Source organism: Paenibacillus sp. TC-CSREp1 (assembly GCF_050171015.1).
Taxonomy (GTDB): Bacteria; Bacillota; Bacilli; order Paenibacillales; family Paenibacillaceae; genus Paenibacillus; species Paenibacillus silvae.
The window spans coordinates 20,377-41,633 of the sequence record NZ_JBNOKM010000025.1 but is presented as its reverse complement, the minus strand read 5'-3'; the positions used below and the strand labels follow the sequence as shown (position 1 = coordinate 41,633).

Below are 21,257 nucleotides of genomic sequence, written 5' to 3'. Positions count from 1 at the left end.
GTCGCCAGCTGCCTGGAATTTGCCTGAGTATTCATCTTGATTTTTTTGAAACGGCTGGAATTTCGTTTGCTGCATTTATAGGCTTTTGATGCAAAATCACAATTTTGGAGGGGTTGGTATGCAAGTGTATAATCAGCCATTCATTAAATCGTTCTTCTTCCGTTTTATCATTATGCTGCTGATTCTATCGCTTATCATTCCCGCTACAGCCTTGCCATCGGCGTTCGCCGCTGGCACCGTATACGTAAATGTTAACTATGATGAAAGCGGAAATGCCAAGAATACAAAGCTCTATAACGGCTCCACATACAGTGGCTCGGTCGGCGGAAGTTGGGGCATCTATAATTCTTTGGCAGAAACAGATTATGTGACTATAGAAAATGCTCCCCAGCGTGAGGATTACAGTCTCAAAATCGTTTCCAATACCAAAAACGTGAGTACCGGAAGAAATAATCTGGGCGGAACGGAAGCTGGCAATACCGGCATCGCTGGAAAGCTAGTTTTTGAAGCGTCGGTTTATATGAACAGTACTACGCATCGCCGGGAGATTCAGTTCAGAAGCCTTAATGCGCCTTACCCCGCTACAAGCACTACTAATATTTCAGCCCTTACCTTTAATAATGCAGGAGAAATACGGGATGCCAGCAATCAACTCCTTGCACACTATGAGAAGAATTCATGGTACAACATAAAAATGTTCATAGACAATTCAGCCCGCTCCATAACTTATTTCCTGAATGATCAGTATTTAGGGGAAGCCTCGCTGCCCTCCGTCTGGATGAATATTAGACATATCTACCTCAATCAATATTTTCAAAGTGGTATGCAGGCAGAGTGGATGGTCGATGACCTGAAACTCACGGAATACGTTCCAATTACGGGAATCAGTAGTTCAGTGGCACAGCTTGAGCTGCCGGAGAGTGCCCGCACCAATATAGTGGTTACGCTTTTACCGCAAAATGCTTCCGACCAGCGTTTACTTTGGAGTACGGATGACCCTGACGTGGCCACGGTGACTAATGGTACGGTTCATGCGCTCAAAGAAGGCAGCACTACAGTGAATGTGAGCACTTATGAGGGCAATTATTCACTTGCGGTTCCAGTGACAGTGACCCAATCCGTACTGCCGCAGGGCATCATATTGCCGGATGAAGTTAGTCTTGCGGTAACAAGCCAACAAATACTGCAGCCTGTATTTGATCCCCTTAATACAACGAATCAGGCAATAAACTGGAGTTCCAACAATCCTGCCGTTGCCACCGTAAATGACGTTGGTGAAATTACCGGAATATCGGTCGGCTCTACGCTGATTTCAGCAGTATCACAAGCCGATCCGACGATCTCTGCAGAGGTTACCGTTGTTGTTACTCCCTATATTCCTGTCGCCTCTGTTGCCATTACCTCTCCACCCTCACAAATTTCCAAATACGACAGCCTGCAACTCACCGCAAATGTTGAGCCGGCGAATGCAACGGAATCACAGTTAAGCTGGGTATCCGATCACCCGGAAATTGTAAGTGTGACTGCAGATGGAAAAATACAGGCACTTGGCGTCGGTACGGCAACGGTGTCCGCAAACACAGTTAACGGAGTTGGGGATTCAGTTACACTTGAGGTGGTTGCTCCCCAGCCGGAAAATCCAGAAGAATATGATGAACTCAGGCAGCGTTGGAAGGAGACTCTGATCGGTAAAGATTCTCTGGATGTAAATGACACGGCAGTGCAAACCATTATTGAGACCAATGCGTCTGCAGCTCAACAATACTGGGAGAGCATGCAACTTTCATCGGGAGGCACAACGCTCTGGAATGACCTGCCCGCTTCCGCCAGTGATTCTACTTATATCAACAACCACTATACCCGATTGAAGACAATGGCATTAGCCTATCAGACAAAAGGAACCTCACTCTACCATAATTCCGGGCTAAAGGACGATCTGCTGCAAGCCATGGACTGGATGCTGGATGAGTTATACACGGACACGGGCATCGAATTCGGCAACTGGTGGAACTGGGATATCGGCGTTCCCAATCGTTTGGCCGATATTCTGATCCTGATGTATGACGATTTGACACCGGAACAAATTCTGAGAAATACGGCAAGCATTGATCATCATATCGGGGACATCACCGCCGCTTCTTTTACACAAACAGGTGCCAACCGCTCGGATATCATGCTGATTCAAGTCCGTATGGGACTTGTCGAACATAACTATGACCGGCTAATTCAGGCCAGAAACGGGATGAGTGAGCTATTTCAGTACACAGCAGCGGGCGACGGGTTCTATGAAGACGGCTCATATGTGCAGCACAGCACGATAGCCTACACGGGAAGTTATGGGGAGGTGCTGATACAGGGGATAGGGAACCTGATGTTTCTGCTGAACGGAAGCACCTGGGAGCCGATCGTTCCCGAAATGAATAATATCTATCGGTGGATCGACGAAGGATTTGCTCCTATTTTATATAAAGGGCAGGCAATTGATATGACAAGAGGTCGCGCAATCGTCAGGCCGGCAGCAGATGCCTATTACTCCGGCAGAAACATTCTGGCAGGTATCGCCCGAATTGCAGTGACATCTCCTGCCGAGCTATCGCTTCAATTAAAGAGCTTCGTGAAATATCATGTAGAGTATCAGCTAAGCCGGGGGGTATCATACTATCAGTTTCCACTGGATTTGGCAGATACGATCAAGGCTTGGGTGGAAGATCCTGCGATTGTTCCCGCCACCGATGTTCAGGCACACTATGAGTTGAATGGCATGGCTCGCAGTGTACATCGGGGCGAAGACTTCCTGTTCGGAGTCAGTAAAAGCTCAAAGCGTATTGCTACCTATGAGCTTACCAATGGAGAGAATCCTAAAGGCTGGTATACTGGTGACGGGATGACATATCTCTACAATCAGGATCTGTCCCAGTATACAGGCAGCTTCTGGGCAACGGTGAACTGGAACCGACTGCCGGGTACAACGGTTGTCTCGCGGACAAGGAATTCCAGCAATTATCAATATGGGGATGGCGAGACCGTCCCGCTTAATTCCTGGGCGGGCGGCACAACGTTGGATACATTCGGCGTTACAGGCATGGAACTGATTCAGAACGGCACACAAATGCAGGCGCGGAAATCCTGGTTCACTTTTGACAATGAAATTGTTGCGCTGGGTGCTGGCATTACAAGCACAGATAACCTTCCTGTAGAAACCGTCATTGAGCAGCGGAAGCTGAAAGAGGACAATTCCAACCGTTTCTTCGTGAATGGTGAAGAATTGAATGGGACCATAGTAAATGAAGAGATAGAGAATCCATCATGGGCTTATCTGGAGGGAAATGTAACAGGTTCGAACATTGGTTATATCCTCCCGCATCATTCACCGATCAAATTGACCAGACAAATTCAAGAGGGAAGATGGTCCGACATTAATCTCAGCAATCCTCCTTCTGCAACAACACCTACCGAACTGCTGCAGAATTATTTCCTGACCATGTGGATTGATCATGGGAATAACCCTGCTGACAGCCAGTATGAATATATGATTTTGCCAAATGCAAGCAAGCAGGAAACAAAAGAATACGCCGATTCGCCAGATGTCACCATTCTCGCCAATTCAAAGATGGTTCAGGCGGTCCGAGAGAATACGCTCAACGTTGCCGGGTATAATTTCTGGACGGATACTGTGACTTCAGTAGATGGCGTTACTTCGAATAAAAAAGCCTCAATTATAATTAGAAAAAATCCGGAGGCGGATACGATTGAGCTTTCAGTGTCTGATCCTACGCTGGAGAATCAGGGTTATATTGAACTGGAGCTGGATGCAGATGCAGCGAGCATACTGGGTAAAGACGATCGGATCGAGGTCCTGCAACTATCACCCACGGTGAAGCTCAAGATTAATATGCGAGATACCCTCGGGCGGACATTGCTGATTAAACTGCAAACACAATTGAAACCATGACGAAGCCGGTTATCTTGTGGGAACAGAAGGCTCAAGACCGGATGAAGGAACCCTTTTTATAACATTCGTGATAATTTTCGGTACTCTCGAGGAGATATCCCTTCATGTTTGCGGAATGTGCGACTGAAATAATGGATGTCAGGGTAACCGCTTTGTATGCCTACCACCTCGATGGAACAGTCCGTTTCCCGTAACAATTTGCGTGCTTCCCTTAGACGGACGAATTGAATGTATTCGTTTGGAGGCATGCCAACCATTTGTTTGAAAAGTTTTGCCGTGTGGTCTATGCTAAGATTCATTTGTTTGGCTATCCCTGAATTGGTCCAAGGCTCTGAAGGAGCATCTTCGATCTGTTTCATGAGTTCACGCAGCTTATCCCCATGAACGGAAAGATGGCGTGATGAGTTCAGATAAGGTGAGCGCAGCAGATGGGTGAGCAATTGCAGCATCAAGGCTTTGCATATGAGCTCATAACCTGGCGGGCGCATCGTAAATTCATGGACCAGCTGTTCCATGAGTTGAACTGCAGCAGAGGATAGTGAATAGACGGGGGTCGCCGATAACGGAGTCATCCCTTCTGCGCAGGCTTCTGCAGCGAATTTTTGCAGCTGGATAGTCTCTTCATTTACAACCATATCAGCCTCGGTTTGAATGGTTAACTCGTTGAAAAAGTCAAAGTGAATACCAATGAAACGCGCCTCTGGACGAGATACGACTTCATTCTGATGATATACCCCGGAGGGTAGCATAATGAGCTCTCCGGCTTTTACGGTGTAGCGTTTATCGTCCATGTAGGTCGCTGCTTCACCCTGACAGACGTAGAGAACTTCGAAATCATACAGTCGTCGTCTGGGGAGTTTGCCTGGAGGTAGGGTCTGGAATTGTGCATAGTGGACATTGGGAGACCATTCCTTGTAATTTGCAGTTCTTTGTACTGGATAATCCCTTTGCGAAGGTGACACCGACTTCAACTCCTTTCTATGTAATTCAATGCCAGGATCAGATGATTAAAACTGAACGGAATTGTACAAATAATCTCTTGATCCTCTAAATCAATCTCAGAAAAAAATATATATAATACAAATATTATTACATCTTCATTCCATAGTTACAACATCACGGATTAAGTCAAATTAATGGACAGACTAAGTCCAATTAAGGAGATGAAGCGGAATGGATTTTCATCCTGCGGAACGAAGCAGTACCTACCTCTGTAATGAACTCAAATTTACGACGCAGGGAAAGTTGCCTACTCCATCGGATTGGGAAAATTGTGTGCCGCTAAATTTGGTCGATACAATGACGGGACTGCCACCCCTGCAATCAACTGAAGTACGTTTGGGCTGGAGTAAGGATTACCTTCATATCCGTTTTACATGTCAGGACCCCTACGTCGTATCCAATTTCACCGAGAGAGATCAACCTCTGTACGAAGAAGACGTCGTTGAAATCTTTATTGACGAAAAAGGGGATGGCCGAAGCTACATGGAGCTGGAGATCAGTCCGAACAACGTGATTTTCGATGCTCTTATCCAAAATGATGACGGACAGGGATCGAAGCTGAAGGTAGATGTAACTTGGCACTTGGAGGGACTTCAAACCGAGGTGGAGGCCGACAACCATGGTAACCGAGTGTATTGTATCCATATCCCATCCGACAATTTCAACTCACCTTTGACTTCAGGATTATGCTGGAGATTTAACATGTATCGCATTGATGAGAATGAACAGGGAGAGCGGGAATATCAGGCTTGGCAACCAACCGGAGCCATTAACTTTCATGTGCCGTCCAAGTTTGGTCTATTGCGATTCGCTTAGCATTGCTATTCATAACGACGAGGAGGCAATTAAGATGAAAAAAGGAATAAACATATGGTCGTTTCCAGGGAACTCATCCATCGCAGACTGTATTTGGACAGCCAAGAAGGCGGGATTCGAGGGGATTGAACTATCGCTTAATGGAGAAGGGGAGCTAAGCCTGTCTGCCACAGACCAGGAAATTCGTGACATTCAAGGACGTCTTGAAGAGGCCGGTATAGAGATTGCGGGTCTGGCTACCGGACTATACTGGGATTTTCCCATGACGAGTGCGAATACGGAGACTCGCACCAAAGCACTGGATGTTTGTAAAAAACAGTTGGAACTTGCCTCGGCATTTGGCGTGGATACGATCTTGGTTATTCCCGGTGCGGTAGGAGTTGATTTTATCCCTGACAGTGAAGTGACTGATTACGAGGTGGCCTATGAGCGAGCTCAGGAAGCTATCGCATACCTGCTGCCATATGCTGAAAGTGCTGAAGTATCGATTGGAATTGAAAATGTGTGGAACAAGTTTCTGGTCTCGCCGCTTGAACTTCGTACGTTCATCGATTCCTTCCAATCCAAGTATGTTGGCTCCTATTTCGACGTAGGCAACGCGGTGCAGAGCGGCTATCCGGAACAATGGGTTCGTATTCTGGGGCACCGGATCAAAAAGGTTCATTTTAAGGATTATCGCCGACAAGCGGGTGGACTGCATGGCTTTGTGGATCTGCTCGCTGGAGATGTGAATTATCCCGCAGTTATGGAAGCATTGCGTATGATTGGTTACGACAACTACGTTACAGCAGAGATGATTCCTCCATACACCCATCATTCAGAGCAGATCGTATACAACACGTCCAGAGCAATGGATGCTATCCTGGAGAGATTCATTGATTAAATTCATATAACAACGAATTTAGTGAAATATAATTTTTGCATTAGGAGGGAAACACATGTTGAAAGTGGGCTTGGTTGGTTTTGGTTTTATGGGGCGCATGCATTTTGATAACTATATACGTCTTGCCTCGGAAGGGGAAGCTATCGAACTGGTTGCCATCTGTGATTTGAGAATAAACGAACTAAAGCATGGAAAAGCATCCGGAAATATGGCAACAGAGCAAGAAATTTATGACCTTACACCTTATCGGCTATACGACGACATCGCTGAAATGGTGGCGCAAGAAGAACTGGATATCATCGATATTACATTGCCTACACCGCTGCACGCAGAACTCACATGTGCGATGTTGGAAAAAGGCATCCATGTGCTTTGTGAGAAGCCAGTGGCGCGCCATTCATCAGATGCATGGAAGATGGCCCATGTCGCCAAACAGACGGGAAAAACACTGATGATCGGTCAATGTTTACGCTTTTGGCCAGCCTATGAATATCTCAAGTCAGTGGTTGAAGAGGATCGGTATGGAGCGGTGAAGGCAGGTTATTTCTTCCGTGGTTCAGGTTCGCCTCAAGAATGGTTCCTGGATGGTAATAAAAGCGGTGGTTGTATATTAGATATGCATATCCATGATACGGATATCATCCATTGGTTATTCGGAAAACCCGACCAAGTGTCTACACTCGCACGTAATGTGATTTCTGAAAGTGGTTATGACATTGTATCAACCCATTATCTGTATCCTGACGGAAAGGTGCTGAATGCACAAGCAGATTGGACGCTGGAGGGAGATTTCGGTTTCTCGATGACATTCCGCGTTAATTTTGAGAAGGGAAACCTTGTATTTGAGAATGGAGAACTAAAAGTGAATCCGAATGATGCACCAGGCTTTGTTGCCGATCTTTCTCCAGACTCGGGGTATTATCAGCAAATCCGGTACTTTATCCGCTCGGTTGCAGCAGGGGCACCCGTTACGGTATGCACACCGGAGAGTGCAACAGGAAGTCTTGAAATTATTGAAGCAGAGATACGCTCAGCGGATGAACGAGGTGCGCTTATAACGATCGGGGAAAAGGCCGGCAGCCTGACAGCGCGAGATAAAAGCACATTAATTTAGGGTTTAGCGAAAACGAAACTATCCATCTATAGATGGATACCAGAGACAGGATGTCAATCCATGGGTGGACGAACGACCTCCTTACAAAAGGTATGATTAAAACAAATCTTAGATACCTTCAGGGAGGAACCATGACAACTGACTTATGGATATCAACAATCGCTATTTTTGCTGTACTTGTGTATAGCTCCTTTGGTCGTAAACGATTCAACATGATTCGTATACTGTTACCCTTTGTATTCCTTTCTTACTTTGGCTTTACCTACTTAAAGGATATACCAACCGAGGGAAACAATTTATGGCTTTTAGTAGCCTCAATCCTAATTGGTGGCGTATTTGGCACAATTCTGATATCTTTGAGTCGTGTTGATTTCGACATAAATACCCAGCAAGTCTACGTTTTCAGCGGTTTTGCAAGTATAGGGATTTTGTCTCTGGTATTTATTTTACGCATTATTCTGATTGAGCTAATTACTAATAACGGGGAAAAAGCGTACCGCTTTGCAATGGAACACCATTTCAACTTGAATATAATCGGGCCATTATTTATATTTATGACAGCAGCAATGATTACAATCCGTGTTATTGGTACGTTAATCCAAGTTAATCGAAGCAAAGCAAGTTCCTCACAAAAAGCATAAAGCAGATATAAGCAAAAGGACGGCCAACCGTCCTTTTTTTGTGATGTTTTTTTGGAGCAGAAGTAAAATAACAGTATCAATGGGGGAGAAAATTGTTTTTATTTCATTAAGCCAACCGTTAGTTTAGAGGAAAAAGTGTTATCCGCGACAGAATGCTATTGACTAAACATCTACTACGTGTTACTTTGTAGTGGTACTAAGTATTACTGCATACCAGTCATACAGAATAGTAAAGGGTGATTTTGCTGGAAAACCTAACGGAAATGCTTAAAGGCGTGCTTGAGGGCTGTGTACTTGAAATTATTAGCCGCAAAGAAACCTACGGTTACGAAATCACACGGCGGCTGAACGCACTCGGCTTTACAGATGTTGTGGAGGGAACGGTGTACACCATCCTGATCCGGCTTGAAAAAAACAAGCTGGTGGAGACCACCAAGAAACCTTCCGAAATGGGACCGCCGCGAAAGTTTTTCGCGATCAATGAAGCAGGGCATGAGGAACTGCGGAAGTTTTGGGCAAAATGGGAATTCGTATCATCAAAAATGAACGAGTTAAAGGAGAAAAAACAATGAATTTTTGGGATAAAATCACCGGAAACGACATGACAAACGAATTCAAAGCTTTTGAAGAGCGAGTCAAAAAATTGCCGGCGGATTATCAAGCGTCATGGAAAGAAATTAATGGCCACCTTTGGTCACACTCCGATTTTACCGGACGAAACCTCATGCCAATTTTGGACGGTGTGCTTGGCCTGTTGGAAGAAAGCGCAGCGGAGGGGCAGCGTATCCAAGAGGTTTTAGGTGACGATATCAAAGGCTTCTGTTCTGCACTGGCTGGCGAAGAAGGGGCAAAATCTTATCGGGACAAGTGGCGAGAGCAACTCAATAATAATGTTGTTAAAAAATTAGGTAAATAGGAGGAGAGTACTTTGAAAATCCGAGATATTATTGAAGGAAAAAAAGAGTGGCGAGCGCATATGGCGCGTGTCAAAGGACTCCCGCAAGATTATCAGATTGTTTATAAAGAGATTCAAAAATATCTCTTTAAAGTCGGCCCTGTCGAGCTAACTAACGGGACGGGTTTGCTCTCGGGAATTGTCGATCTTTTTGAAGAGGGCACGGTCTTGGGGAAAAGCGTGCTCGAAGTTACTGGCAGTGATGTAGCGGCTTTTTGTGATGATCTAATTAAAAATTCCAAAACTTATGCGGACATTTATCAAGAATCTGTTGACCAAGAAGTTAGAAAGGCCATGAAAAAGGTTACGGATAAAACAAGGTAATTAACAGATATTTATTCTTATAAAATAAATGTTAATCACCCTGTATGCAGGATTGATCCGCATACAGGGTGATTCATTCTAGAAACAGCTAAACGAGCTGATTTGCTGTAGATCAATGCCGCTATACATCCAGAAGAAGCCATTCCAGCGGAAGCCAGCCACCGAATTTCTGCCGACAAATACCGGGTACATCCAAAAGCCGGGACCGCGATTTGGCCAAATATATGTGTAGCGAAACAGACAGCCGGATATGGCTCCTGGATCTACCGCAAATAACGAAGCGGGTTGCTGTGGAATGAATGAAGGGGGCGGCCCAGTAGGTGCTTGCACGCCTTGAGGCCCGCCGCCTCCACCCCCGGGGAACGATGGAGAACCAGGCATTCCCCCGGGTCCACCGGGTCCTCCGGGACCCCCAGGTCCGCCAAACCCTCCGCCTGGTCCAAAAGGAGGTAAAAATGTCATATAACATCACTCCTGTTCATTAGTCTAGTGTATTGTATGTAGGCAATTGAGCAGGGGAATGGGTGTAAGCCCATAGAAAGGCGCAAATTTGTCATAACCTTGTCAAGTAGACAATACTCGCTCAAGCAGCGACCGTTTAACCTTGAGCGCGCGGAGTCATAAATGGGGGCGTTGTATTCATTTGTCGGATTACAAAGGCTAGTCGGTTATTTCCTTCCCTGCAAGCTCGCAGTGTATGAAGAAGGAGGAAGTACCAAGAATGGAATGCCTAAGCCTACACATTGAAAGTCGCTAATGTAGCGGCTTTTTTATTTTATCGGTACAAGTTCTTGTCCCAAGAATCGCAATAGACAGCACTTCACCAGCTCCTGAAGTTGCTGTTGTGATAGTGACACATCTTGTTGCAAAATTTGCATCAGTTCCGGGTCAGTTACCAAAGCTTGCATAGTCTTGGATTTAATCATGCAAACCGTCTTGTATGCAGCTTAGGCGTCAGATACGCTGGAAAGTCTGGCAAAGGCAGATGTACACGATTTAGTGCGGCTATGTCCTTGAAGGAAAGTAACCAGAAGAGAGAAGAGTGTGGACAACATGAATCAACTTTTTTCACACTATTATTACTTTATTTTTAGTGATCAACATAGACATTCTATAGAAGAAATTGTTTCTACAGGAGGTTTCCATGGATCAAAACGATCAAAGTCGTCAATTAGACCAAATAAAGCAAATGCAACAAATGTTTAAAGCGAACATGATAACCCAACCTTATCCCATGTATCCTAACTATGGGAAAATCACACGTTATGAAGAAATTCCGATAAGTTTACCTGAACAGCGCCAGCTGCGCCATCCCGGAGAGGAAAAATTCATGGTACCCCTTCCAATTATCGAAAACCCGAACTACAAAGGGAGTGGAAAGTTAACAGGAAAAGTAGCCCTTATTACAGGGGGTGACAGTGGTATTGGTGCAGCAGTAGCCATTGCGTTTGCTAAAGAAGGCGCAGATGTTGCTATTTCATACTTAGACGAACATGAGGATGCAAATAGAACAAAAACGAGGATTGAACAATTCGGACAACGTTGTATTCTAATGCCTGGTGACTTACGAGACAAACATCAGTGTATCTCCATTGTGGAACAAACAGTAAATACGTTTGGACGTCTCGATATTCTTTGTAACCACGTTGGGATCCAATTTCAACAGCTAAGTCTTCTTGACATTACAGATGAGCAGTTCGATGACACCTTCAAAGTTAATATATATTCTCATTTTTATACAACAAGAGCAGCGCTTCCTCATTTAAAACCAGGCAGCTCAATCATTGGCACTTCTTCAGTGGTGACGTATGTAGGTGAGCAGCAAATGATTGATTATACGGCAACAAAAGGCGCAATAGTGGGTTGGACACGTGCTCTGGCAAAAAATGTCGTGAAACAAGGGATCCGAGTCAATGCCGTCGCCCCCGGCCGAATCTGGACTCCACTTATTTCCGCAAGTTTCTCGTCAGACCAAGTCGCTGTATATGGAGCATTTAATCCAATGGAACGAGTTGCCCATCCATTTGAACTCGCACCAACCTTTGTCTATCTTGCTTCTGATGATTCTCGTTTTGTTACTGGTCAAGTTCTTCATGTTGATGGGGGAGAATCCACACATACCTAATCGAAGGGGGTTACCATTTTGAGATATGAGTTTAGTCCAGAAGTAAAGCTATTGCTTGTAAACCATTCAAATGAAAAAGTAAAGATGGTCTATATCGAGGATTCCTGGCCCATGTCAAAAATAGGACTGAGACCACCCTATTATTGCTACCCAAAGTACGAGCTGAATTATCCAATAATCTAAATATTATCAGACATAAAGACTTAGATTTCACCCCATTTGAAGGAAATTATGATCAGGCGGCGAGAGAAGCATTACCTCATTTTCCAAGCTTCGATGTAACATTCGTAAGGGTATTTGATATCAAAGCAAACGTACCTTTGGAATATATCAAACATGCCGAGCTGTTCTAATCAGATCATTGAACTAACGCGGAACGATAGTATAATGAATAGGCTGCCAGCTTGATAGGTAGCCTATTCAACTATCGGACAGTTTAGTGACATAACGTATGTGGTTATCCGTTTGAAGTTGAGGGATTGAAGCAAGGTGAGTGATCTCATTATATGGCTAAAAGTCGAAGCCGAATGGTTGAACAATGGGCACACGAATTTCTACGTAATCATGGAGAATGGGAACCGAATACCTTAACTGGGATAGACTTTATAATGCAATGTTTGCTCTGGAGAAAAGAAACAACGGAGGACAGCGCGAACCGTATAACAAGTAGATGTTAGTTCTCTGTTTTCAAAAGTATAAGAACAACATAAGGAAAGGAGCAACACATGAAAACCACCCCGCATATGCAGTCTTCGCTAGGCCAATTTCTCAAATCCCGCCGCGAAAGGCTTCAGCCATCCATGGCGGGTATCTCGCCACTTCCCGGTCGCAGGCGAACCCCTGGACTTCGCAGAGAGGAAGTCGCATATCTTGCCAACATCAGCGTGACATATTATACCTGGCTGGAGCAGGGTCGAGAGACCAAACCATCACAGGAAGTCCTCACAAGTATTGGCAAAGCCCTGCAGTTGAGCACCGACGAGTTTCAACATTTATTCGAACTTGCAAATGGAGATATCTCGCGTACAGACAAGGCCCAAAGCGAAAAAGATATTGACCGTTTTGTTCTGCAAAAGCTTGTAGAGCAGTTCCAGTATCCTTCTTTTATTTCAAACGAAGAAACGGGCGTAATCACCGCGTGGAACCGTTCCGCCGAGTTAGTCATTGCGGACTTTGGCAGTATTCCCGAAGAGGAGCGCAATCTCATTCAGCTGATCTTTTTAAACCCGGATTATCGGCGCAGATTGGAAAATTGGGAGTCCCTTGCCCGTTACAGTACCGCGTTCATGCGCGCTAACTTCGATCGTTATAAGGATAACCCCGTGTTTATGGAGCGATTTAAACAACTGCTTCGGGATAGCGAAGATTTTGCCCGCTTCTGGGATTTATTCGAAATACAGCAGAAACGGGTAACTCGAGCGGCTTATTTTCTTCCCGACGGACAGAGGATGGATTTCGAGATACACTCTGCCGCAGGTATAGACAACGATCCGAATCTACATTGGTGTATCTTCATGCCAGTTGCCACTACAAACACGGAAGAGCAGCTCATCCGTTTGCTGGAAAAGGATAAGGGGTGAAGCTAGCCTATTAGTACGGTTACTAGAATAGACATGCTGTGGTTAAATATTTTCCTATTGATGTATCCTAAGATGGAATTACATCAATAGGAGGTTATTTCGAATGAAAACTTGGTTTATTACCGGAGCAACGGGCGGACTTGCTATACAAATGGTACATCATTTGTTGGAAAGAGGCGACCGCGTCGCTGCCACTATACGCAAACCGGGCTTACTTAATGAGCTGCAGGCCCAATACGGCTCCCGATTGTGGCAGGCAAATCTGGATTTGACCAATGCGGCTCAGATCAAAGAGGTCGCGGAACGTGCCATTGGCGAACTAGGTACGATCGATGTCGTCGTGAACAACGCTGCGTATGGACTCTACGGGGCAATTGAGGAAGCGAGTGATGACCAACTGGAGCATCAATTTCAGACCAACGTGTTCGGCTCGCTTCGCGTAGCAAGAGCGTTTCTCCCCCATCTTCGGAACCGGGGCGTCGGTCATATTGTGCAAATCGCCAGTAAAGCCGGCCATTATGCAACACCCGGGATGGGGGTGTACTGTTCATCCAAATGGGCCATTGAAGGTGCTTTCGAAGCACTGGCCCAAGAAATCGCGCCCTTCGGCATAAAGACAACTATCGTAGACCCAGGCGGTATACGCACAGGATTTGCTGCCAGCAATGGCCGATTCGGCGAACAGATGGACGTCTACAGAGATCAAGCCTCCGGAAAAATGATTAGCATGATGAAGGGGGAGGTTCCCGGCATCGATCTAAGCATGTTAGAAAAGCTTGTCGTTGGCGATCCGGACAAGATGGCTCGTGCTATCATTCAGCTCGTTGATCAGGGGGAAGGTCCACTTAGAGTACCGCTTGGTAGTGATGCTTACAACGACATTCGCGCAGCGCTCGTGAAAAGGCTGGATGAATTGGAAGCTCAGAAAGATCTTGCCTACTCAACAGACGCGGATGACGTCGTGTGATAAACCTACTGAAGATGCTTTATTGAGCTAACTGGAAATTTAGTTTAGGCAGCGAGTATTTAATACAGCTGCCTTTTTCTATGTTTAGTGCCGACTTTTGTTTGGTAGAACACTTAGATGCACGAAGTGGCCATTGAGTGGGCCATCCTGATTATGTTAAGCAAGCAGTGGAGGATAGCCTTCGTTGTTTGAATACGGATTACATCGATATACTACCAACACCGTGTCGATCCACAAATCCAATAGGCGGACGGACGGAGCAATGGCAGACTTGGTCATGGCAGACAAAGTTCGGGCGCTCGGCCTGTCCGAGGCTTCCGCTTCCACCATTCGCCGCGCTCATGCTGTGTATCCAATTTCCGTGCTAGAGAGTGAGTATTCGCTCTGGAGCCGTGACAGCGAAGAGGAGATACTTCCTACCGTAAGAGAGCTGAGGATTACCCATGTGGCCTGCAGTCCACTGAGCAGCGGCTTTTTCTCCGGCGAGCTTCGCACTTTCGAGGATCTGGCGACCGACGATCTTCGCAGATGGATGCCTCGGTTCCAAGGAGAAAACTTCCGGAAGAACATTGAGGTTGTCGGCAAGATCAAGGAGATCGGCCCCCTTTTATTTATTTGCATCTTTTATGACAATAAGTGAATTAGTAAGAACTGTTTTGCTTTGAATAACATCAGGGTTTGAAGAACGAACCGCTGCTAGAACAGAGTCAATTGTTCCATCAATTTTTGTCCATGTAGTGCTATCCATTTTTCGAAGCTTAGGTTCTTGTGTATCCCATTGATGCTCCAAATTATCAGCGACTTTTTTTGCTGTAGCAAATTCGGTTTTATTTACAGCGTTTAGCATATCATTTTCAATTTTAACAAAATCGTTTAATTGACCTCCTAATGTAGCTTGATCAGCAGCACCTTGTGATGCAATATAATTACTGCGCCAGTTATAACCCTCTATACCAACAACTAAGAAAATTACGAGTACAACAATTGTTTGTATCAGCACATGTTTCTTATTTTCACTACTTTGGTTTGTTTCCGCTATATCACTATTAGTAATTGTATCAATTTTTGAAACGGCAAGGAAAATGACGATCGCTAAAATAGAGATCAGAAAAATGACACTCGTAACGGTTGTCCCTAGTCCTAATCCGCCATTTACTTTTGATTGAGATAGGTAATCTCCAAGTGACGCTCCAAGCGGACGAGTTAAAATATATGCAATCCAGAAAGCTAATACCCCGTCAAGTTTCAAAAATTTATAAGCTAAGAACACAAGAGCAATAATAAAAACAACGCCTATTCCTGTGTTAAGATATCCAAAACCAAGTTGTTCTGAATATAAATCGCCGACTGCTGTTCCAACTGCAAAGGTGAAAAGGATTGTAAGCCAGTAAAAAACTTCTCTTTTTTTAGTCAAAATTGAGTGGATCGATAGTGTTTTTTCACTAAGATACCAAAATAGAAAAGTGAGTCCTAGCAGCACCGAGAATACAGCTGTACTAACCTCAAGTGGTACGCTCATATTATCTGTCAAATTATCCGTTACCAGTGTTCCAAATACACTTATAAGAACAACGGTTGCCCAGTAAATGGCTGGAACATATTTGTTTGATTTAAGTTGAAAAAATAGTGCAATAAAAAACGAAACTCCCATAATAATGGTAGTCATAGTTAAACCAAGTCCAACGTTGAAATTGATGAAGTCAGCAAATGTTTCACCAACGGTTGTACATAAAATTTTGATGATCCAAAAGAAAATCGTCACTTGTGGCACTTTGTTAAGTAAAATTATCATTTTATTTTGGTTTTCCTGCATATATAAATTCCTTTCTTTAAAGTGGTCTCCCACAACTTAATGCATACGATGGACAGCCCATAGATCCAACGGCACATACTTATCCGACTGCTGAGCCAGACCCTCCTAATTATGCGTATACTGTTCCATTTGCTTCCTCCTTTATCGTCATAGAAACAACCTGTCTCTGCTGCTATTACTGCCCATGTTGATTCGGTTTTGTCCATGAGTGTAACAGCATAAAATGAGAATTTTCTGTGAAAATGACCTATCTCAACCGAAGCTGTACAGTAAGCGATGGATAAAATCTCCTCCATGGAGTATTGGCATTTCTCATCATTTTTTAATTACTCTGCCTTTTTGAAGATATAAGAAAGTATAGAAAATGTGATAAAGGATTATCATTGGTTTATAATTTCAGGGGATGACCAAATAGTAAGGATTAGCAGCATCAGTACTTGTATTCTCATCGATTTCTCATGATATTTAAATATACTTGTCTCAGAGCTGTAACCTGGAGGAGATATCAATGAAAAGAATACTTATTATAGAAGACGAAAAAAACCTTGTGCGTTTTATCCAGCTGGAACTTGAGCATGAGCAATTCTTTGTACGTGCTGCCCATGATGGAACCAGCGGACTTCAACTAGCCTTGAAGGAGGAATGGGATCTGATCCTGCTGGATATTATGCTGCCACATTTGGATGGGGTAGAGGTATGCCGCAGGCTCCGGAATGTGAAAAGCACTCCTGTGATCATGCTCACGGCCAGAGATGGACTGGAGGACCGGGTGCAAGGCCTCGACAGCGGTGCAGATGATTATATCGCCAAGCCATTTGACATCGAGGAGCTTCTTGCCCGCATGCGCGCGATTTTCCGCAGGATCGAGCTGCGGGATCAGCAGAATCGGGTAATACTGACATTCAGGGACATCATTGTGGACCTGGATGCGAGAGTTGTTACCCGTGGCGGTAACCCTGTTGAACTGACCAAGCGTGAATTCGACCTGTTGGCCATATTTATGAAGCATCCAAACCTTGTCCAAACGAGAGATATGCTGCTCGACTTGGTATGGGGCTACGATTCGTTGGTAGAAACGAATGTGGTCGATGTGTACATTCGGTATTTGCGGAATAAGCTGGATGTTCCCGGAGAAGAAAGCGTCATCCAGACCGTGCGCGGAATGGGATACGTGATGCGGCCATGAAACGGATAACGGATTGGCTCAAACGGCTGCCTGTTATATGGAAGCTGACGATCGGCGCAACGATGCTCATTTTTCTGCTGTTCGCCACGTACAACTTTGCCCAGTACCTGGTATTGAAGCACTGGATGCTGAACCAAGAGCGGGACGCGCTTCATGTCATGATGTCACAGGTTCAGGGTTATTTAGAGGATCAACCGACTAACGGGGAATTGCTGCATTCACCGGAAACAAACTCCTTTATGCGAAATGTTCTAGGAAAAAATCAAATGATTCGCCTAATTGATAAAAATGGGATGGAGCTGCTGCTGGCTGCGGACCATTTTAATCCACTTTGGGTCCAACCGCTTCCGAGCACGATTAACTCCTTGCAGGATGTATGGCATGAGGAGGACCATATTCTCGTATACCGGGCTTCTCTTATGATCAACAACGAAGCTGGAACGATTGAAATTGCAACGAATCTCGAGACCTTCGACCATTTTAACGATACGCTGCTGTGGGTCATGGTCATCGGAGGCTTTTTGGCCGTATGCATTAGCGCTACCAGCGGCTGGGCGATCGCCAAGCAGTTTTTACGGCCGGTTAAGGCGCTTGCCATCACCATTCAAAATGTGAAGCGAAACGGGCTTCAGGAACGCGTCGCAAATATCGAAAACGGGGATGAGCTATCGCAGCTGGCGAGCCTGTTCAATGAGCTGATGGACCAACTGGAAGTGTCCTTCCGCCAGCAAAAGCAGTTCGTGGACGATGCTTCGCATGAACTGCGCACGCCCATCACCATTCTGGAAGGCCACTTGAACTTGCTGGACAGGTGGGGAAAAAGAGATCAGGCTGTCCTGGAGGAGTCGCTGGAGGCGTCGCTTCAGGAAGTCCGAAGACTGAAAGGGCTCGTTCAAGGGCTCCTGGCGCTGTCGCGGGCTGAGTCCTCGACTTTGACCAATCATATTGAACAAATTCGGATTGAACCGTTTCTGACCAAAACTCTCCGTAGGATGAAAGATCTGTATCCGGAATTCACTTTCCGTATGAAAGGGGAGAAGAGCGGCAAAATGGTGAAGATCAATCCACTTCACCTCGAACAAATGCTGTTTATCGTCATTGAAAATGCGGTCAAGTATTCAGGGGATCATAAAGAAATCGACATTCGCAGCTATGAAGAAAAAAAACAGTTGCGCATATCCATTCAGGATCATGGAATCGGCATACCGACGGCTGAAATCCAGCATGTTTTCGACCGATTTTACCGTGTAGACCGGGCCCGCAGCAGAGAAATTGGAGGAACGGGTCTGGGTCTGGCGATCGCCAAAAATCTCATTCAGCACTATCAGGGCGAAATTTCTCTCATCAGCGTAGAAGACGAAGGAACCTGCGTAATCTTGTCTTTCCCGACGGTACCATAATTAATGATGTAATCGAAAGGCTAATTCTCATTAAATTTTCATTATCTTTCGTTAAGCTTATTTTCATCGATCGTTATCATTAACAGATCAGAATAAGACGAAGGAGTATGAGAAATGAGTATCGGTCAAATCGATTATGAGCTTTTTCATTTCATTAATGCGTGGGGGAAAGCTGCTCCCTCCTTGAATGCTATTATGCGTTTTTTGGCGGAATATGCTTTCTATTTATTTTTTGTGGGTCTATTGGTCTATTGGTTTAGTCGTAAGGAAAGCAATCGAAAAATGGTAGCTGAGTCTGTCGTTTCCGTTTTCATCGGGCTTGGGATCAGCTGGGTGATAGGCCATCTATTTTACCGGGATCGACCTTTTGTATCCTATACGGTGCTGCAGTTGATACCGCATCCAGCCAACGCGTCGTTTCCAAGCGATCACTCCATCGGAGCTTTTGCCATCGCCACATCTTTCGTTATATATCGCCGTAAAGAAGGAATAATCTGGCTGCTCTTGTCTGCTGCTATTGCTTTCTCCAGGGTATGGACAGGCGTACATTATCCGTTCGACGTATTGGGTGGGGCACTGATCGGTATCATAGTTGCAGCAGGGGTGCACCGCCTTGCGGAGCATTTCTCGTTCATTTCCCGTTCGTTTAAAGCAGGTCTCGGGTGGTATGAAAAATACGAATCGAAGATATTGCCCCGGAACGTGACCAAGAAAGGACAAATTCAATCAGGTAAGTAACCTGGGACGAAGATGATTACAGCAACTTCTGATCAGCAAAATTAAGGTGTATCGGATGAGCCTGTTCTCGTCTCATCTGGGCTTCGATTATTATTGCTGGAGCTAATACATTACCAGGGATTGCAATCCATCCGCCCCGGTGAACCGATACAATATAGTTTAGTTGTTATCTGAATAAAAGATACAACCACAAAAAACAACAAATTAAATTATAAGAAAAGGGCGGAATACATTGGGTGAAATCATTCATCGAATATTGGAAACAATCACAGGGATGGGATATTGGGGAATATTATTGGGGCTAGCTCTTGAGGTTATCCCGAGTGAAATTGTATTAGCTTATGCTGGCTATTTAGTTTATCAAGGACAAATCAATCTAATAGAAGCAGTTGTTTTCGGAACCATCGGTTGTCTTTTCCAACAGATTATTCTTTATGTAATAGGTTTATATGGAGGAAGGGCTTTTATAGATAAGTATGGAAAGTATCTTCATATCAAATCAAAACATGTTGATGTAACTGAACGTTGGTTTCAAAAATATGGTGCAGGTGTCGTATTCACCTCACGCTTTATTCCGGTTGTCCGTCAAGCAATCTCAATTCCGGCAGGCATATCCAACATGAATATGGTCAAATTTTTGTCTTATTCTGGACTTGCCTCCGTATTATGGGCCATTTTATTTATTTCGCTGGGTAAAAGTTTAGGTGAGAATTGGCAGAACATCTATGAAAAGGCTGCCCCTTATACTCAGCCAATTTTATGGGGAGCTATTCTTCTAATGATTGCATATATCTTGTATAAATCTTTAACACGAAAGAAAAAAATACAGGGTTAGGGTCTCTATTCAAATAGTCTTAAAAGAACTAAGAGCAATTTGGATTGAACCCCATTCGTGAGACAGGGATCAAAACACCTTTCAAGTTAAGCGGCTAGTCGTCGGTAATCAATCGGCGACTGGTTATTTAGTTTCGTTTGAATACAAATTGAATTATAGCCGTGAAATGTAGTCTTGAACGGTCTGTTCAACGATAACCATCGTTGTGCAGGTTAATCCTTCGAGATAGAATGTTTTGGACTGTAGCGTGGAATGAAACGATTCGATTGGGGTATTAACAGCAGGCGTACCAATGTTTGTGAATTGTTTTGTATAATGGTATATTTGTAGAATATAATGAACGAAAGGAGGTGTTACTTCTTGAATGCTATACACATCAGGATAGGAAACAACCTGCATCGTATTAGAAAACATAGGCAGTTAAGCTTAGATAAGCTTGCTGATTTAACAAAGGTTAGTAAAGGTATGCTTCATCAAATTGAGCGAGGAGAAACGCAGCCTACAGTGACAACCGTGTGGAAAATTGCTACGGGACTTAATATTTCGTTTTCATCTCTACTTAAAGAGGATGATGCAGTAGTATCCATTGCAACTCGAAAAGAAATTCCAGATTTAACAGAAGACAATAGAAATTGCAGAGTATACTTACTGTTTCCGTTTGACCCCCAAACACGTATTGAAATGTTTACGATTATTCTTAGTCCTACTTGTAACTATGTTTCACTCCCACACAATGATGGGGTTCAAGAGTACATCACGGTTACCTCAGGAGTGTTTAATCTACAGATTAAGGATGAAATATACGCCTTACAAGAAGGACAGGCTATAAGATTTGCAGGCAATGTTGAACACCGTTATATCAATAATTCGGACGAAGATGTAACGATACAGGTTGTTATGTATTATGCGGAATCTTAATTGCCTGT

19 protein-coding genes and 4 pseudogenes are annotated in these 21,257 nt (G+C 44.5%); 18 read left to right on the top strand and 5 right to left on the bottom strand.

From position 1 onward, the window contains the following. The first annotated feature begins 118 nt into the window (after window positions 1-118). Window positions 119-3,952, top strand: a complete 3,834-nt coding sequence (locus ACQSGY_RS27115) for a polysaccharide lyase family 8 super-sandwich domain-containing protein (protein WP_427181701.1) — start codon at window positions 119-121, stop codon at window positions 3,950-3,952. Window positions 3,953-4,008: 56 nt separating this feature from the next. Here the strand turns inward: ACQSGY_RS27115 and ACQSGY_RS27110 are convergent, their stop codons facing one another. Further along, window positions 4,009-4,914: an AraC family transcriptional regulator gene (locus ACQSGY_RS27110; RefSeq protein ID WP_427181699.1), complete on the bottom strand. Its 906-nt coding sequence runs from the start codon at window positions 4,912-4,914 to the stop codon at window positions 4,009-4,011. Between the two features lie 211 nt (window positions 4,915-5,125). On the opposite strand from ACQSGY_RS27110, the gene ACQSGY_RS27105 reads away from it, so the two are divergent. From ACQSGY_RS27105 to ACQSGY_RS27075, 7 genes are all read left to right on the top strand, one after another. After that, the gene (locus ACQSGY_RS27105) at window positions 5,126-5,770 is read left to right on the top strand and encodes a carbohydrate-binding family 9-like protein (protein WP_427181698.1); all 645 of its coding nucleotides are present in this window, start codon (window positions 5,126-5,128) and stop codon (window positions 5,768-5,770) included. 34 nt (window positions 5,771-5,804) lie between these two features. After that, on the top strand, window positions 5,805-6,653 hold the full coding sequence (locus tag ACQSGY_RS27100; RefSeq protein ID WP_188591972.1) for a sugar phosphate isomerase/epimerase family protein: 849 nt from the start codon (window positions 5,805-5,807) through the stop codon (window positions 6,651-6,653). A gap of 55 nt (window positions 6,654-6,708) precedes the next feature. Further along, window positions 6,709-7,767: a Gfo/Idh/MocA family protein gene (locus ACQSGY_RS27095; protein ID WP_427181697.1), complete on the top strand. Its 1,059-nt coding sequence runs from the start codon at window positions 6,709-6,711 to the stop codon at window positions 7,765-7,767. 131 nt (window positions 7,768-7,898) lie between these two features. Beyond that, window positions 7,899-8,408 (top strand): hypothetical protein, encoded by a 510-nt coding sequence (locus ACQSGY_RS27090; protein WP_427181696.1) that lies wholly within the window; start codon window positions 7,899-7,901, stop codon window positions 8,406-8,408. Between the two features lie 263 nt (window positions 8,409-8,671). Beyond that, window positions 8,672-8,980, top strand: coding sequence for a PadR family transcriptional regulator (locus tag ACQSGY_RS27085; RefSeq protein WP_308423455.1), 309 nt, complete (start codon window positions 8,672-8,674; stop codon window positions 8,978-8,980). Continuing rightward, window positions 8,977-9,324 (top strand): DUF1048 domain-containing protein, encoded by a 348-nt coding sequence (locus ACQSGY_RS27080; protein WP_427181735.1) that lies wholly within the window; start codon window positions 8,977-8,979, stop codon window positions 9,322-9,324. The genes ACQSGY_RS27085 and ACQSGY_RS27080 overlap by 4 nt, the downstream gene beginning before the upstream one ends. Window positions 9,325-9,336: 12 nt before the next feature. Next, on the top strand, window positions 9,337-9,687 hold the full coding sequence (locus tag ACQSGY_RS27075; RefSeq protein ID WP_427181694.1) for a DUF1048 domain-containing protein: 351 nt from the start codon (window positions 9,337-9,339) through the stop codon (window positions 9,685-9,687). 78 nt (window positions 9,688-9,765) lie between these two features. Here the strand turns inward: ACQSGY_RS27075 and ACQSGY_RS27070 are convergent, their stop codons facing one another. Beyond that, window positions 9,766-10,149 (bottom strand): collagen-like protein, encoded by a 384-nt coding sequence (locus ACQSGY_RS27070; RefSeq protein ID WP_427181691.1) that lies wholly within the window; start codon window positions 10,147-10,149, stop codon window positions 9,766-9,768. A gap of 198 nt (window positions 10,150-10,347) precedes the next feature. On the opposite strand from ACQSGY_RS27070, the pseudogene ACQSGY_RS27065 reads away from it, so the two are divergent. Continuing rightward, window positions 10,348-10,428, top strand: a pseudogene (locus ACQSGY_RS27065) (DUF302 domain-containing protein); the annotation flags it as partial. 29 nt (window positions 10,429-10,457) lie between these two features. On the opposite strand, the pseudogene ACQSGY_RS27060 reads toward ACQSGY_RS27065, so the two are convergent. After that, window positions 10,458-10,631 (bottom strand): annotated as a pseudogene (locus tag ACQSGY_RS27060) (hypothetical protein); the annotation flags it as partial. 200 nt (window positions 10,632-10,831) lie between these two features. Between ACQSGY_RS27060 and ACQSGY_RS27055 the strand changes: the two are divergent. The 4 genes and pseudogenes from ACQSGY_RS27055 to ACQSGY_RS27040 all read left to right on the top strand — a co-directional run. After that, entirely contained in the window at window positions 10,832-11,812 is a 981-nt protein-coding gene (locus ACQSGY_RS27055) for an SDR family oxidoreductase (RefSeq protein ID WP_427181689.1), read from the top strand. A gap of 725 nt (window positions 11,813-12,537) precedes the next feature. Then, window positions 12,538-13,392, top strand: a complete 855-nt coding sequence (locus ACQSGY_RS27050; RefSeq protein WP_427181688.1) for a helix-turn-helix transcriptional regulator — start codon at window positions 12,538-12,540, stop codon at window positions 13,390-13,392. A gap of 103 nt (window positions 13,393-13,495) precedes the next feature. After that, the gene (locus tag ACQSGY_RS27045; RefSeq protein ID WP_427181687.1) at window positions 13,496-14,359 is read left to right on the top strand and encodes an SDR family oxidoreductase; all 864 of its coding nucleotides are present in this window, start codon (window positions 13,496-13,498) and stop codon (window positions 14,357-14,359) included. Window positions 14,360-14,499: 140 nt separating this feature from the next. Then, window positions 14,500-14,957 (top strand): annotated as a pseudogene (locus tag ACQSGY_RS27040) (aldo/keto reductase); the annotation flags it as partial. Between the two features lie 9 nt (window positions 14,958-14,966). Here the strand turns inward: ACQSGY_RS27040 and ACQSGY_RS27035 are convergent. Beyond that, a complete protein-coding gene (locus ACQSGY_RS27035) occupies window positions 14,967-16,172 on the bottom strand; it encodes a hypothetical protein (protein WP_427181686.1) in 1,206 nt (401 codons plus the stop codon). A gap of 508 nt (window positions 16,173-16,680) precedes the next feature. On the opposite strand from ACQSGY_RS27035, the gene ACQSGY_RS27030 reads away from it, so the two are divergent. From ACQSGY_RS27030 to ACQSGY_RS27015, 4 genes are all read left to right on the top strand, one after another. Further along, window positions 16,681-17,358, top strand: coding sequence for a response regulator transcription factor (locus ACQSGY_RS27030; RefSeq protein ID WP_427181685.1), 678 nt, complete (start codon window positions 16,681-16,683; stop codon window positions 17,356-17,358). Then, the gene (locus ACQSGY_RS27025; RefSeq protein WP_427181684.1) at window positions 17,355-18,758 is read left to right on the top strand and encodes a HAMP domain-containing sensor histidine kinase; all 1,404 of its coding nucleotides are present in this window, start codon (window positions 17,355-17,357) and stop codon (window positions 18,756-18,758) included. The genes ACQSGY_RS27030 and ACQSGY_RS27025 overlap by 4 nt, the downstream gene beginning before the upstream one ends. A 114-nt stretch (window positions 18,759-18,872) precedes the next feature. Further along, the gene (locus ACQSGY_RS27020) at window positions 18,873-19,496 is read left to right on the top strand and encodes an undecaprenyl-diphosphatase (protein ID WP_427181683.1); all 624 of its coding nucleotides are present in this window, start codon (window positions 18,873-18,875) and stop codon (window positions 19,494-19,496) included. Between the two features lie 274 nt (window positions 19,497-19,770). Next, complete coding sequence (locus ACQSGY_RS27015) at window positions 19,771-20,331, top strand: DedA family protein (protein ID WP_427181733.1); 561 nt, start codon at window positions 19,771-19,773, stop codon at window positions 20,329-20,331. An 86-nt stretch (window positions 20,332-20,417) separates the two neighbouring features. Here ACQSGY_RS27015 and ACQSGY_RS27010 read toward each other — a convergent pair. Further along, a pseudogene (locus ACQSGY_RS27010) lies at window positions 20,418-20,625 on the bottom strand (IS3 family transposase); the annotation flags it as partial. A gap of 66 nt (window positions 20,626-20,691) precedes the next feature. On the opposite strand from ACQSGY_RS27010, the gene ACQSGY_RS27005 reads away from it, so the two are divergent. Further along, entirely contained in the window at window positions 20,692-21,249 is a 558-nt protein-coding gene (locus ACQSGY_RS27005; protein WP_427181682.1) for a helix-turn-helix domain-containing protein, read from the top strand. Window positions 21,250-21,257: the final 8 nt, after the last annotated feature.